9 protein-coding genes are annotated in these 15,214 nt (G+C 43.8%); 4 read left to right on the top strand and 5 right to left on the bottom strand.

The window, feature by feature from the left end; genetic code table 11:
• The first annotated feature begins 38 nt into the window (after positions 1-38).
• Positions 39-2,057: an FAD-dependent oxidoreductase gene (locus ACRN9H_RS08505; RefSeq protein WP_432313295.1), complete on the top strand. Its 2,019-nt coding sequence runs from the start codon at positions 39-41 to the stop codon at positions 2,055-2,057.
• 961 nt (positions 2,058-3,018) lie between these two features.
• Here the strand turns inward: ACRN9H_RS08505 and yfaE are convergent.
• From yfaE to ubiG, 5 genes are all read right to left on the bottom strand, one after another.
• Positions 3,019-3,456, bottom strand: a complete 438-nt coding sequence (gene yfaE, locus ACRN9H_RS08510; RefSeq protein WP_432313296.1) for a class I ribonucleotide reductase maintenance protein YfaE — start codon at positions 3,454-3,456, stop codon at positions 3,019-3,021.
• 6 nt (positions 3,457-3,462) lie between these two features.
• The gene (gene nrdB / locus ACRN9H_RS08515) at positions 3,463-4,593 is read right to left on the bottom strand and encodes a class Ia ribonucleoside-diphosphate reductase subunit beta (protein ID WP_220773416.1); all 1,131 of its coding nucleotides are present in this window, start codon (positions 4,591-4,593) and stop codon (positions 3,463-3,465) included.
• Positions 4,594-4,677: 84 nt separating this feature from the next.
• A complete protein-coding gene (nrdA, locus tag ACRN9H_RS08520) occupies positions 4,678-6,966 on the bottom strand; it encodes a class 1a ribonucleoside-diphosphate reductase subunit alpha (RefSeq protein ID WP_432313297.1) in 2,289 nt (762 codons plus the stop codon).
• Between the two features lie 520 nt (positions 6,967-7,486).
• Positions 7,487-8,161, bottom strand: a complete 675-nt coding sequence (locus tag ACRN9H_RS08525) for an HAD family hydrolase (RefSeq protein ID WP_432305876.1) — start codon at positions 8,159-8,161, stop codon at positions 7,487-7,489.
• 1 nt (position 8,162) lies between these two features.
• Positions 8,163-8,873 carry a bifunctional 2-polyprenyl-6-hydroxyphenol methylase/3-demethylubiquinol 3-O-methyltransferase UbiG gene (gene ubiG / locus ACRN9H_RS08530; RefSeq protein ID WP_432313298.1) on the bottom strand — a complete coding sequence of 237 codons (711 nt, stop codon included), beginning with the start codon at positions 8,871-8,873 and terminating at the stop codon, positions 8,163-8,165.
• Positions 8,874-9,260: 387 nt separating this feature from the next.
• On the opposite strand from ubiG, the gene gyrA reads away from it, so the two are divergent.
• The 3 genes from gyrA (at position 9,261) to ACRN9H_RS08545 (ending at position 15,001) form a co-directional block, all read left to right on the top strand.
• On the top strand, positions 9,261-12,020 hold the full coding sequence (gene gyrA / locus ACRN9H_RS08535; protein WP_432313299.1) for a DNA gyrase subunit A: 2,760 nt from the start codon (positions 9,261-9,263) through the stop codon (positions 12,018-12,020).
• A gap of 101 nt (positions 12,021-12,121) precedes the next feature.
• Complete coding sequence (serC, locus tag ACRN9H_RS08540; protein WP_432313300.1) at positions 12,122-13,213, top strand: 3-phosphoserine/phosphohydroxythreonine transaminase; 1,092 nt, start codon at positions 12,122-12,124, stop codon at positions 13,211-13,213.
• Positions 13,214-13,666: 453 nt separating this feature from the next.
• Entirely contained in the window at positions 13,667-15,001 is a 1,335-nt protein-coding gene (locus tag ACRN9H_RS08545; RefSeq protein WP_432313301.1) for a glutamine synthetase family protein, read from the top strand.
• Positions 15,002-15,214: the final 213 nt, after the last annotated feature.

The following is a 15,214-nucleotide window of genomic DNA, read 5'->3' on the forward strand; positions in this document are numbered from 1 at the left end:
ATGCTGATTTAAATCACTTGTTTTAAAAGGATGTTTGAATGTCGTTTCCCCATTTATTAGAACCCTTAGATCTGGGCTTTACCCAGCTCAAAAACCGCGTGCTTATGGGCTCAATGCACACAGGTTTAGAAGAAGAAAAGGGCGGATTTGAGAAACTGGCAGCGTTTTATAAAGAACGCGCTCAGGGCGGTGTGGGCCTGATTGTGACGGGCGGTATTTCCCCTAATCTGCGTGGCCGGCTTACACCCCATGCTTGTCAACTAAGTTTCCCTTGGCAAGTGGGCAAGCATCGTGTGGTAACGCAGGCAGTGCATGAAGCGGGTAGTAAAATCTGTATGCAAATATTGCATGCCGGCCGTTATGGTTACCATCCATTTTCCCTAGCCCCAAGCAAGATAAAATCACCGATTACCCCTTTTACGCCGTCTGCTATGTCTAGCCGCCAAGTGCGCTCGACAATAAAGGATTACGCTAGCTCAGCTGCGCTTGCGAAAAAAGCGGGTTACGATGGTGTGGAGGTGATGGGTTCTGAAGGCTATTTGATCAATCAGTTTGTTAGTTCTCGCACGAATACTCGCACCGATGAATGGGGCGGCGAGTTTGAAAAGCGGGCGCGATTTCCCATTGAGATTGTTAACGCAATAAGAGCAAAAGTCGGTAAAGATTTTATTATTATCTTCCGTTTATCGATGCTCGATTTGGTGGATAACGGCTCAACTTGGGATGAAGTGGTGCAATTAGCACAGTGGTTAGAGCAAGCAGGGGTGTCTATCTTGAACACCGGTATCGGTTGGCACGAAGCGCGTGTCCCGACAATTGCCACCAGTGTGCCCCGCGGCGCGTTTGCCTGGGTGACAGAAAAGCTTAAACAATCGGTCTCAGTGCCGCTAATCGCCACCAACCGTATTAATACCCCCGAGATTGGCGAGCAGATTATAGCATCAGGCCAAGCGGACATGGTATCGATGGCGCGACCATTTTTAGCCGATCCTGAGTTTGTTAATAAAGCTGCAGCTAACACGCCAGAGCTTATTAATACGTGCATAGGCTGTAATCAGGCTTGTTTAGACCATACCTTTGCCCTTAAACGTGCCACTTGTTTAGTGAATCCTCGCGCCTGTTATGAAACTGAAATTAACTTCTTTCCGACATCCAATAAAAAGCGCATTGCTGTCATGGGCGCTGGTCCTGCGGGTATGGCATTTTCGGTATATGCTGCAATGCGTGGCCATGAGGTAGTCCTGTTTGAAGCAAAATCCGAGGTGGGTGGTCAATTTAATCTCGCCCGCAAAATTCCCGGTAAAGAAGAGTTTAACGAAACTATCCGTTATTTTATCAACCAAATTAAGCTACATAAGGTGGAGCTGAGATTAAATACTCGCCTTGATGCCAGTGTGCTCGCAACAGAAAAATTTGATGAAATAGTCATTGCATCGGGTGTTGTACCACGTGATTTAGTGTTGCCAGGATTTGATAATCCACGGGTAGTGGATTATCAAAAGGTACTTTCGGGTGAAGTCACAGTTGGCAATACTGTCGCTTTGATTGGTGCGGGTGGCATTGGTTTTGATATGGCACATTATTTGTGCGAGCGTCAATCTAGCACGCTAAATCCTGATAAATGGCTACAGCAGTGGGGCATCGATAAAACCTACCAACATGCGGGCGGCCTGACAGCGCCTCATACTGATAATACCGATCATCGTAAGGTGTACTTACTGCAACGTAAGGCCTCAAAAATGGGGAAAGGTTTAGGTAAAACGACCGGCTGGATCCATCGTCTCATACTCAAACAACATGATGTGAAAATGAAAACGGGCGTAAGCTACGATAAATTTGATGATGCAGGCTTGCATATCCGAGTGGGTGAAACGAGTGAAGTACTTGCGGTTGATAACGTGATCCTTTGCGCAGGGCAAGAGTCGAATCGCACTTTAGTGGATGAGATGAAAGCGACGGGTGTTCCAGTGCATTTGATTGGCGGTGTTGATGTCGCAGCAGAGCTTGACGCTAAACGCGCTATTCGACAAGGCGCTGAGCTAGCTATGCGTTTGTAGTAAAATAAAAGCGAGTATTTTATGAAGCCTAGACTTAAGTTTGGGCTTTTTTATAGCTGCTATTTGTAAAGGGAGTGATTACTGATTTTATACAGAGTAAAATAGCGATGATTACAGGTTTTATCATCTAAGTTTAGCCAAATTAACTCGATTTTTTTATATTTTTATAATATCGAGTACGATTATTGGTGATTATTAAAGCAGGGTGTAACAGAGTAACACAAGTGCAAGCCAGAATAATTTTCCTATAAACGGCATTGAATATAGGATTGCTGAAATACTGATAATGATCAGTAATGTCGTTGGTTTACATATAGGCTTAACGCCAGTAAGAAATGATTTCATTACGTTTCTCTAGCATGAATACAACAATCGGCCTTGCGGAAAAATAAAAATACGCTGACGATTATAATAATGATACAGCCAAAAGGAATATACAGATTTTCCCTTTTAAAGTAAATGTTGAAACAGATCAATACGTCATTATTTAAACTAGAATATGGAACCTAGAGTCTATTTTTTATAATTAATATTTTAGAATTAAATGTATTCCTATATGACTAAGCTGCTTGGGGCTGAACTGTTATTCTTTTTACACGATCAATCTATCTGAATATATTGAATGTTGATGGTTTTATGATTTTATATAAATATAAAGTTGGAGGGAGCACTAGGTTTTTTGTATGATATAAATCTAAGCTAGATTGATATAAAGTCTATTGTTGAATGTTATTTCGCGGTAAATATTTTTTGTGTCGTTATCGGTTTAATTTATGCGATTACTTACTGCGTTGTCGCGGTTAATTATTTGTTATTGAGCGTATGCATGGTGTTAACAGTGGTAGCGCTAAATGTTTGTGTTCATAAAGTCGGCATTAGTTGAAATGTCTATCAGTATGAAAGAGATAATTAATCCTTTTTTAGCTCAAGTTTTAATAACAGTGCCAGCTCTTCAAATTGCTTAATTCTCAAATACTTCTTTCTGTAGTGTTTGTAGTGTTAGAGTTGAACTATTTTTAGTATGGCTTGTTTTAATACTCGTTGAGACAGTTGTAGTGTTATTTATCTGCTTTGGCTGACAAAAACTAACGACGGCAGCACCTTCTGCTGATAAATCTAGTTCTAAATCCGTGGCAGGTATACAGCAACAAGGTAAACATTCATCGTGTTTGAGTTCGGCCAAGGGGTCGCTTAAATAGCTGACTTTGCCGCTGATGATACGGGTTTTACAGGCACCACAAAAACCGTTGCGACACTCTGAGAATACTTTGACCTTTTTGGCTTCGAGCGCTTGCAGTAAAGTGCCGTATTGCTCGCTAAAGAGCAATACGGGCTGACCTTGCAGGCGCACAATGGGCGCCTTGGTAAACTGTTTTTTTTGTGATGTTTTTGAGATCATTTTTAACTACAGATCGAAATCAAGAAACTCATCGCCATCAACCGCGGAGTCGATTTGGCCTACAAGGTATGAAGACACTTCCACTTCCTGTGGTGCTACTTGCACAGCATCACTTTCTAACCAGCTTTTCATCCAAGGTAGTGGATTGGTTATTTCAGGATACGGTTGTGGTAGGTTAACCGACTTCATGCGTTGGTTAGTAATAAACTCCACATATTGGCAAAGGATTTGCTCGTTTAAGCCTATCATAGAGCCATCTTTAAACAGGTATTTCGCCCATTCTTTTTCTTGCTCAGCTGCCTTGAAAAATAAATCAAAGGCTTCTTGTTGGCACTGGGCAGCAATTTCACCCATTTCAGGATCGTCTTTACCACCTTGCATGATGCTCAAAATATGCTGAGTGCTGTTTAAGTGTAAGGCTTCATCACGGGCGATTAAACGAATGATTTTTGCGTTACCTTCCATTAGCTTACGTTCAGCAAAAGCAAACGAGCAGGCAAAGCTAACATAGAAGCGAATCGCTTCTAAGGCATTGACTGACATCATGCACAAGTACAAGGCTTTTTTCAGAGTACGAGTATTAACAATGATTTCTTTACCATCGATGACGTGGGTACCTTCGCCGAGTAAATGGAACGCTTGGGTTAGTTGTATTAAGTGATCGTAATAAGCGGCTATATCAGTTGCACGGCTTAAGATCTCTTTGTTTACCACGATATCATCAAAAATCACCGAAGGATCATTAACAATATTACGAATAATGTGCGTGTATGAACGCGAATGAATCGTCTCAGAAAAAGACCACGTCTCTATCCACGTTTCTAATTCAGGTAGCGATACTAAAGGTAAAAAGGCCACATTTGGCGAGCGACCTTGAATCGAGTCAAGCAGGGTTTGATATTTCAGGTTTGAAATAAAAATATGCTTTTCATGATCAGGTAATGCACCGTAGTCGATTTTGTCACGACTAACGTCTACTTCTTCTGGGCGCCAAAAAAAGGATAGTTGCTTTTCTATCAGTTTTTCGAACACTTCATATTTTTGTTGATCGTAGCGAGCCACATTGACCGATTGACCAAAAAACATCGGTTCACGGGTGGCATCGTTAGGTGTTTGACAAAAGGTAGAGTAGGCCATGTTGCTATTTTCCAATGGGTAGGGATCTCACCTTAAGTGGATCCCTACACTTCTTATGTGTAAGAGTACCGTTAATGTAAAAAGTTATATTTTACATGCGCCGCCGGCACAGCCGTCGTCTTCTTTCTCAAGGCTGGTAATGTCATCGTGAGAATCTGACGCACCATCGCGAGTGTTATGATAATAAAGCGTTTTAACACCCAATTTGTAAGCATTGAGCAAATCTTTGAGTAGTGTTTGCATCGGTACTTTACGGCCTTCAAAACGTGAAGGGTCATAGTTAGTGTTGGCCGAAATCGCTTGGTCAACAAACTTCTGCATAATACCCACTAGCTGTAAGTAGCCGTCGTTACTTGGCATTTTCCACAGTAATTCATAGCTATCTTTTAGAGTGTCAAAGTCAGGCACCACTTGTTTCAGCTGGCCATCTTTACTCGATTTTACACTGATAAGACCGCGTGGTGGCTCAATACCATTAGTCGCATTAGATATTTGCGATGAGGTTTCTGATGGCATTAATGCCGACAGTGTTGAGTTACGCAGGCCATATTGTTTAATATCGCTACGCAGTGATTCCCAGTCTAAGTGCAATGGTTCAGCACAAATTTTATCTAGGTCACGTTTGTAGGTATCGATAGGTAAAATGCCTTGAGAATAAGTGGTCTCGTGGAATAACGGGCATGCACCTTGTTCTTTGGCTAAGTTCATTGAGGCTTTCAGTAAATAGAACTGAATCGCTTCAAAGGTTCTGTGGGTCAGCGCATTGGCGCTACCATCAGAATACTTCATGCCATTTTTCGCTAAGTAGTTTGCAAAGTTAATCACGCCTATGCCTAAAGTACGGCGATTCATCGAAGCGCGTTGTGCCGCCTTGATGGGGTAATCTTGGTAATCTAATAAGTTATCTAGCGCTCGCACGGCCAGATCGGCTAATGGCTCAATATCAGATAATTCTTTGATAGAACCTAAATTTAGCGCCGACAAGGTACAAAGTGCGATTTCACCCTCAGGATCATCAATATTGTTCAATGGTTTTGTCGGCAGGGCGATTTCAAGACACAGATTAGATTGTCTGATCGGCGCAACTTTTGAATCGAACGGGCTATGAGTGTTGCAGTGATCCACGTTCTGAATGTAGATACGGCCAGTAGAAGCACGCTCTTGCATCATCAGTGAAAATAGCTCAACGGCCTTTATGGTTTTTTTGCGAATATTGCTGTCTTGCTCATACTGCAGATATAAACGCTCAAACTCGTTTTGATCTTCAAAGAAAGCATCGTACAGGCCTGGTACGTCCGATGGACTGAATAGGCTGATATTTTCGCCTTTGATCAAACGTTGGTACATCAGTTTATTCAGCTGCACACCGTAGTCTAAATGACGGATACGGTTGTCTTCTACGCCGCGGTTATTTTTCAATACCAGCAGTGATTCGACTTCTAAGTGCCAAATTGGGTAGAACAGCGTCGCAGCACCACCACGCACGCCGCCTTGAGAACAAGACTTCACCGCGGTTTGGAAATACTTATAGAAAGGTAAGCAACCCGTATGGAAAGCTTCACCACCACGGATTGGACTACCTAATGCGCGAATACGACCGGCGTTAATCCCGATCCCCGCACGTTGGCTGACGTATTTCACGATAGATGAGGCCGTCGCGTTGATTGAATCTAAGCTGTCACCACATTCGATCAGTACGCAAGAACTAAACTGACGCGTTGGTGTACGTACACCCGCCATGATAGGGGTTGGTAGTGAAATTTTAAACGTCGACACCGCATCATAAAAATCTTTAACGTATTTAAGGCGCGTTTCTTTTGGATAACGGGCAAATAAACACGCCGCCACTAAAATGTATAGAAATTGGGCGCTTTCGTAGATGTCGTGTGTCACACGGTTTTGAACTAAATACTTACCTTCAAGCTGTTTTACTGCAGCATAAGAGAAGTCCATATCGCGCCAATGGTTGATATAGGTATCCATCACATCCAGCTCTTCGCGGGTGTAATCTTGTAAAATATGTTTATCGTATTTACCCAGCTCAATCAGCTTAGTCACGTGAGCATACAATGCTGGAGGCTCGAACTGACCGAAGGCCTTCTTACGTAAATGAAATACCGCTAAACGAGCGGCAAGGAACTGATAGTCAGGTGCTTCTGGTGAAATTAAATCCGCCGCTGCTTTGATGATCGTTTCGTGGATGGCTTCAGTCGGGATGCCGTCAAAAAACTGTAGGTGTGAGCGAAGTTCAACTTCAGAAACAGAAACGTTTTTTAATCCCTTGGCTGCCCAAGTAATTACGCGGTGAATTTTATCGAGATCGATGTTTTCACGATCGCCACAGCGTTTTGTGACTGTCATAGTGCTTTTCATTTGAAGATTGGCCTTGGTTCTTATATCTATTTAGGTGAGCAGATCCACCGAACGTATCCTTGTAAAACAATCAATAATCGTCCCTTAAACATCGCTGACTGAGTAAAAATGAGTCAATTAAGCGGCGAGCTTCTAGTGTGTCTGATTGCTACCTATACACAAGATATGGTGTTTTAAATTATATGGGATACAAGATAGTGAGGTTTGCCCCTATTTGCAAGTCTGAATTCAGAGGGTATCTTGTGGATATCTTGGGGGTAAGTCGATGCGTTAGTAGTGACTAACCTTGTAGGTCAATTTCAGGGTAGCATACACAGTTGGTGAATATCTTTTAAGCGATCTCTTGTTGAGATCGCGATCGCTACAATAAGCAGCGATCGCGTTTTTTTGGCTTAGCATTTTTTGAGCGACGTTACTGTTCCTTTTTAGTTCACCGCAAATGGCACCATCTATAATAGATGGTAAGCACCGTTTTTAGGCTAAATTAGCGCAATGACTCAGTATAATGTTAATGCTTGCGTTAACAGGCTAGCCGCTCGATTAATGTTTGATGTAGCTGTTCAGGGCTTACAAAGTAGGCGTGAGCTGGCCACTGTAACGGCTTATCGTTCTCCCCTAAATAACCCCATAGTGCCACGCCGCCTAACATGCCTGCAGCTTTGGCTGCCAGCAAATCGCGCTCAGCATCCCCAAGGTACAAAATCTGCGATGGGGCGCAACCAAGTTGCTGCGCGCCTAAAAGCATCGGCGCCGTGTGGGGTTTAGAATGTTTTGTCGAATCGCCGCTGATAATAACGGGCATACGCAAGTGCAAATTTAGCTTTCGTAATAAAGGCCGGGTAAAGCGCGCTGGTTTGTTGGTGATCACCCCAAATGGCACATGCGTTAATTCGAGCCAATCGAGTAATGCCATTATGCCTGTAAATAGTTCACAGTGATCGCCATTAATGCGCTGATAGTGGGCGAGCAGCCCTTGCTGAACCTGAATACGAAGATCATCCGCTGCATTGGGTATTGCCGCATCGACTAAGGCAAAACTACCATGGGAAGCGGCGTAGCGCATGGCTTCTAACGGCTGCGGTGCAATGCCAACATCTTGAAGACTTAAATTGAGCGCTTGCACCAGATCTGGCGCTGTATCGGCTAAGGTGCCGTCGAGATCGAACAGTACGCCTTTGATCTGCGTCAGACTCATATTAATCAACCTTACGCGTCGCTATCATGTAATTCACATCAACCTTTGGCGTGTACTTAAAAATACTCGTCAGAGGGTTGTAGCTGACTCCTAATGCGTCGATACAAATAAGGTCGGTGTTATCCACCAGTTGAATCAACTCTGAAGGCTTGATGAATTTTTTATGTTCATGGGTGCCAACAGGCAGCATTTTTAGCAAATATTCGGCACCTAAAATGGTGTGCACATAGGATTTAATGTTGCGGTTAATGGTGGAGAAAAACACAAAGCCACCGGGTTTGACCATGTCACAGCAAGCTTTGATCACCGATTGTGGATCGGGTACATGCTCCAGCATTTCCATACAGGTCACAACATCGTAATAGGCTTGATGATCTTGGCTGTGAGCCTCGGCAGTATTTTTCACATAATTAATGCTGACGCCCGTTTCGAGGGCATGCAGGCGGGCGACTTCTAAGGGCTCATCACCCATGTCTAAGCCATCAACCTTCGCGCCGATGCGGGCCATGCTTTCAGATAAAATGCCGCCACCACAACCGACATCGAGTACTTTCTTACCGAAAATCCCGCCAGCAGTTTGATCGATGTAATTTAAGCGCAGCGGGTTTAATAGATGCAGCGGTTTAAATTCGCCGTTGAGATCCCACCAAGTTTCGGCCATACGTGCAAACTTTGCGATTTCCTGCGGATCAACATTGGTATTTTGATGCATGCTATTTACCTGAAAGAAGCTGTATTGTGCCGCCATTATAACGACTATGTTTGATAAACAAAGTGTTCGGCTAAGCCATGTCCTTGTGGTTGACTGAATTTTCAGCAGTTTTCTGGTTTTATGTCAATTGTTGTGCTTCACATCGACTTTTCAGGTCATCTATTTGAAGATTTTTTCTGACCTTCAGTGGTTAATTCGAACGGTTGCTTACCGTTAAAATGGCTAAATTGATAGTGTTTTCATCGATTAAAGCACCAGACTCCCAATTCGATAAGGATAGGTCTGGCGACATTAAATAACTGTGTTAGAATGTCAAATCACGTTTTTGGGCTAGGCAATGATACGGATTATACGTTGTCGGCTATTTTTCAGGGGAACGAGCAGTTTATGACTGATCTGGCATCATCTATTTCGCCAATTAATATCGAAGACGAACTAAAGAATTCGTACCTTGATTACGCCATGAGCGTTATCGTGGGACGTGCATTACCAGACGTGCGCGACGGCTTAAAGCCAGTACATCGCCGCGTTTTGTTTGCCATGAGTGAATTGAAGAACGATTGGAACAAGCCTTACAAAAAATCTGCCCGTGTGGTCGGTGACGTTATAGGTAAGTATCACCCACATGGTGACTCTGCTGTTTATGACACTATCGTCCGTATGGCCCAGCCATTCTCACTGCGTTACACCTTAGTTGACGGCCAAGGTAACTTCGGTTCGGTTGACGGTGACAGTGCGGCGGCAATGCGTTATACCGAAATCCGTATGGATAAGTTAGCGCACCAATTACTGGCTGACCTTGAAAAAGAGACGGTTGATTTCGTCCCTAACTATGACGGTACAGAACTCATTCCAGCTGTATTACCTACACGCGTACCCAACCTGTTAATTAACGGTTCATCGGGTATTGCGGTAGGCATGGCGACCAATATCCCTCCACACAATCTAACGGAAGTAGTGAAAGGTTGTTTGGCACTGATTGAAGACCCCTCACTGTCGATTGAACAGCTGATGGAATACATACCTGGTCCAGATTTCCCAACAGCGGCGATTATCAATGGCCGTAAAGGCATTATTGATGCCTATAACACTGGCCGTGGCCGCGCAATTATGCGTGCATTGGCGAGTGTAGAAACCGAAGATAATGGTCGTGAACGCATTATCGTGACTGAAATCCCTTATCAAGTGAACAAAGCGCGTTTAATCGAAAAGATTGCCGAGCTGGTTAAAGATAAAAAGCTTGAAGGGATCAGCGGCCTACGCGACGAATCTGATAAAGACGGTATGAGTATCGTTATCGAAATTAAGCGCGGCGAAGTGGGCGAGGTAGTATTAAACAACCTTTATGCTCAAACGCAAATGCAGTGTTCTTTCGGGATTAACATGGTGGCACTGACCAATGGTCAGCCTAAGCTATTTAATCTTAAAGAAATGCTCGAATGCTTTATTCTGCATCGTCGTGAAGTGGTAACGCGCCGTACTGTATTCGAATTACGTAAAGCCCGTGAGCGCGCCCATATTCTGGAAGCTCTCGCGGTTGCACTGGCCAACATTGACCCGATTATTGCACTGATCAAAGCCTCGCCTACGCCGGCTGAAGCCAAAATTAAATTGGTTGAACAAGGTTGGGAATTAGGTCATGTTCAAGGCATGCTGGAAAAAGCGGGTGATGACGCCGCGCGTCCTGAGTGGTTAGAGCCGCAATACGGTATCCGTGACGGTCAATATTTCCTGACTGAACAACAAGCTCAGGCAATTCTTGAATTGCGTTTACACCGTTTGACCGGTTTAGAACACGATAAAATCATCGCTGAATACGAAGAACTACTCGAATTTATCGCAGGTTTACTGTTTATTCTTCGTAGTCCTGAACGTCTGATGGAAGTGATCAAGGAAGAACTTGTTCAAATCCTTGAAGAATATGGCGATGCCCGCCGTACAGTGATTAATGCTAACGAAGTCGATATGAGTCTTGAAGACTTAATCAACGAAGAAGACGTTGTCGTAACACTGTCACACTTAGGTTATGCCAAGTACCAACCATTGACCGATTACCAAGCCCAGCGCCGTGGTGGTAAAGGTAAAGCCGCAACCAAAGTGAAAGACGAAGATTTCGTCGAGAAGCTGTTAGTGGCCAATACCCATGACACCATTTTGTGCTTCTCTGATTTTGGTAAGATGTATTGGCTTAAGGTGTATCAATTACCACTGGCGAGCCGTACGGCCCGCGGTCGTCCTATTGTTAACTTATTGCCGTTATCCGATGGCGAGCGCATTACTGCGATTCTGCCAGTACGTGAATACGCGGCTGACAAGTACATCATCATGGCGACCTCACACGGTACGGTGAAGAAAACCGCACTAACTGCTTATAGCAACCCACGTGCAAACGGCATTATCGCCGTTAACCTCAAAGACGGTGACCAACTGATCGGTGTCGACATTACTAATGGTGATGACGAAATTATGTTGTTCTCAAACGAAGGTAAAGTGGTTCGTTTTGGTGAGAAAGTGCGTGATTCAGAAACCGGCCAAGTGAAAACGGATCCCGAAACTGGCGAAGAAGTCTTGTCCTTACGTCCAATGGGCCGTACAGCAACTGGCGTTCGCGGTATCCGTTTAGAAGAAGGTCAAAAAGTCGTGTCACTTATCGTACCTAAAGGCGATGGTGCAATTTTGACTGTGACCGAAAACGGTTATGGTAAACGAACTCAATTATCTGAATATCCAGCGAAGAGCCGTGCGACTAAAGGTGTGGTTTCAATCAAGGTGAGCGAGCGTAACGGAGCAGTCGTTGGCGCAGTTCAAGTCGGTCTTAACGACGAACTGATGCTCATCAGCGATAAAGGCACTTTGGTGCGTACACCGGCAAGTGGCGTGTCTATTATTGGCCGTAACACTCAAGGTGTAACGATTATCCGCACTGCGGGCGACGAGAAAGTGGTTGGCCTGCAACGTATCGATGAAATCCAAATTGATGAGGATGAAGTCGAGCTGGATGAAAACGGTTTACCGATTGTTCCCGTCGTGGTTTCGGGCGAATTAGCCGACCAACCTCTTGATGACCAGCTTGACGAAGAGCTGGATGACGAAGAAGAGTTGGATGAAGACGACGAGCTTGCTGATGATGAGCAAGACGAAGAGTAATTAAGTGTCACATTAACGAGCGTCCAATTGGACGCTCGTTTTTTTGATGGGTCATTTGTCATTAAGAACATTAATCATGGTTGGGATTAAGGAGAGTATCAGTGAGCGCGATTTATAATTTCTGTGCTGGACCGGCAATGTTACCTGCAGCGGTAATGCGAAAAGCACAACAGGAATTACTTGATTGGAATGGCCAAGGCGTTTCCGTGATGGAAATCAGCCATCGAAGTAAAGAGTTCATCGCGCTGACCGAGCAAGCCGAGTCCGATTTACGTGAACTGATGCAAATCCCTGCTAATTACCATGTGCTATTTATGCACGGCGGCGGTCGTGGACAGTTCTCTGCTGTTGTGAATAATTTTTTAGGTAATCATGGCAAAGCCCTGTATTTAGTCAGTGGCCAATGGTCATCAGCCGCATTAGCAGAAGCCCAGAAACTGGCGGGTGAAGCACAAATTGATAGTCTGAATATTGTTGAAAAAAACAATGGACTCAATGCCGTTGTCTTACCTGACTTACATAAAATCGATGCCGATTATCGCTATGTTCACTACTGCCCGAATGAGACCGTCGATGGTATCGAAATTTTTGACGAATTAGATTCACCATGGCCGATTGTTGCCGATTTATCGTCAACAATCATGTCCCGTGAGATCGACGTCAACCGCTACGGCTTGATTTACGCCGGTGCGCAAAAGAACATAGGTCCATCGGGTCTGTCGATAGTGATAGTACGCGATGACATGTTAACACTGCCGAGTTTACCGCAGTCGTCCATCATGGATTATCGGCTCCAAGTCGAGCACGGTTCTATGTTCAATACGCCACCTACTTTTGCTTGGTACCTTGCCGCAGAGGTTTTTGCTTGGCTTAAATCCATTGGTGGTATTGCAAGCATTGCGAAAGTTAATCAACAAAAAGCGCAGATGTTATATCAATGTATTGATGGTAATACGTTTTACCGTAATGGTGTCGTTGCTGCTAACCGCTCACAAATGAACGTGACCTTCCAGTTAGTTAACGAAGCGCTTGATGGTGAGTTCTTAAAGCAAGCACAAATTGCTGGACTCGTCGCCTTAAAAGGCCATCGTATTGTCGGCGGTATGCGTGCTAGCCTTTACAATGCAATGCCACTCGATGGCGTAGTTGCGCTCGTCAAGTTTATGAATGAGTTTGCTGCTAAGCATAGCTAAGCGCGCATGGTTCTATACGCACATAGTGTAGTTTTTATGTCTGTATTGACCTTGTGCGAGTGCCAGAAATCTTTTGTAAAATATGTTGATACATAAAAATGCGAATGCATTTAGTATTCGCTTTTTATTTTTGCATCCCCCGAGTGAACGATATCCACACTCAACCATATCTAATGTCACTCTATTTTCATCTGTGCATGTCTTGATAATGAGTCATTCGAGTATGGTATGACACCACTAGCATTAAGTCATTTAAGGAGCACTCAATATCAGTATCGTATCTACCTAATCCCACTTAATCAGGCTTTTTCGGTTGAGGTTAGTTTTATCACCTTCACTTGTCATTTATATTTTACATATTTAAACAATCTGTATGGCTTTTTAAACGAAAGCCTGATTATAATTTCGTTCTCTCATGGTGCTGTTCTCAATAATTAGTGGCTAACAAATCAAATGGACTCAACTCTTCTTACTGCATTTTTTAAGCACGGTACTATTCGTGATGTCGAATGTTTATTCCCTGATATCTCTGGTTACCCTAGAGGTAAACTTATGCCTGCCCAAGGTTTTGCAAAAGGGGCTGAGCTGCGTATTGCCCAAGCTATCTCAATGCAGGCGATTACAGGCGAATATTCCTATGATGCTGTTTTCCCTGATGCCGATCCTGATATTCTGTTAATCCCTGATTACAGCACCTTAAAAATGATTCCGTGGAGCACTGTGCCACGCGCTTTTGCCATCCATGATTGTGTGTTGTTAGATGGCCGTTTATGTCCATTTGCACCGCGCTCTATCTTAAAAAACGTATTAGCACGTTACCAAGCGCTTGGATTAACTCCAGTGGTCGCGCCAGAAATTGAGTTTTATCTTACTGAAGCGAATACCGATCCTAATGTGCCATTTAAGGCGCCTATATCAAAAAGCGGTCGCACTGAAAATGGACAATCTGCCTTTAGCATGAATATGCTAAATGAGCTTGCGCCATTTTGGGATGAGTTTAATGCCACTATCGATGCGATGGGGATCAAGGGGGATACCTGGATCCATGAGATGGGTTTATCACAATACGAGATTAACTTAGTGCATGGCAATCCACTAGCCTTAGCCGATCAAGCGTTTATGTTTAAATATGCGGCAAAAGAAATTGCGATTAAGCATGGAATGAACGCCGTCTTTATGGCCAAGCCGATAGCGGGCCAACCTGGTAGTTCTATGCATTTACATCAAAGTGTGGTCGATAATAACGGTGTTAATATTTTTAGTCACAGTGATGGTAGCGACACTGAACGGTTTCATCATTACATTGGCGGCTTACAAAAATATCTGCCTGATTTGATGCTGTTATTTGCCCCTAATATCAACTCGTTCCGACGTTACATATCGGGTAGCCAAGCGCCCATTAACTTAAGTTGGGGCGTTGATAATCGTACGACAGGCTTACGTGTGCCATTAAGCGTTCCGTCTGCGAGACGAGTAGAGAATCGTATTGCTGGCGCCGATGCGAATCCGTATTTGATGATTGCCGCTTCTCTTGCTGCAGGTTTGGCTGGGATGGAAGAAAAAATAGCCGCCACCGAACCCGTAATTGGCAACGCTTATGATAATAGTCATGACTTAGCGCCCACCTTTTTAGCGGCATTAACGCAAATGCGCCAAAGCGAATCGGCAAGACGTTTATTAGGCGATGACTTTGTGGCGGGTTTTGTGTCGGTGAAGGAGATTGAATTTCAAAGTTACTTGGCAGAAATAGGCGCTTGGGAGCGACGATTTTTAGGCCCGCAAAGCTAACCTTTTGATACATAAATGCATTAGCCATCTTAGGGTGGCTTTTTTACTTAATACACTGAATAGCGATTCAGTGTATTTCAACATTTATGGGTAAACGTTATCTACTGTGGTAAGTGCTTTACCTTAGGTTGATATCACATTCTATTGATTTTTATCATCTTTTAAAACAGCGCATCCCTTATAATCTTCTAGTCATAGTACCTATCCTCAAAT

Origin of the sequence: Shewanella sp. MF08487 (assembly GCF_050848685.1) — a bacterium.
GTDB classification, from domain to species: domain Bacteria; phylum Pseudomonadota; class Gammaproteobacteria; order Enterobacterales; family Shewanellaceae; genus Shewanella; species Shewanella glacialipiscicola.

Excerpts from the sequence above, each read along its gene's own strand:
- yfaE (WP_432313296.1), bottom strand. The coding sequence starts at position 3,456 with ATGATCTCAAAAACATCACAAAAAAAACAGTTTACCAAGGCGCCCATT.
- gyrA (WP_432313299.1), top strand. The coding sequence starts at position 9,261 with ATGACTGATCTGGCATCATCTATTTCGCCAATTAATATCGAAGACGAA.
- nrdB (WP_220773416.1), bottom strand. The coding sequence starts at position 4,593 with ATGGCCTACTCTACCTTTTGTCAAACACCTAACGATGCCACCCGTGAA.
- ACRN9H_RS08545 (WP_432313301.1), top strand. The coding sequence starts at position 13,667 with ATGGACTCAACTCTTCTTACTGCATTTTTTAAGCACGGTACTATTCGT.
- ubiG (WP_432313298.1), bottom strand. The coding sequence starts at position 8,873 with ATGCATCAAAATACCAATGTTGATCCGCAGGAAATCGCAAAGTTTGCA.
- nrdA (WP_432313297.1), bottom strand. The coding sequence starts at position 6,966 with ATGAAAAGCACTATGACAGTCACAAAACGCTGTGGCGATCGTGAAAAC.
- ACRN9H_RS08505 (WP_432313295.1), top strand. The coding sequence starts at position 39 with ATGTCGTTTCCCCATTTATTAGAACCCTTAGATCTGGGCTTTACCCAG.
- ACRN9H_RS08525 (WP_432305876.1), bottom strand. The coding sequence starts at position 8,161 with ATGAGTCTGACGCAGATCAAAGGCGTACTGTTCGATCTCGACGGCACC.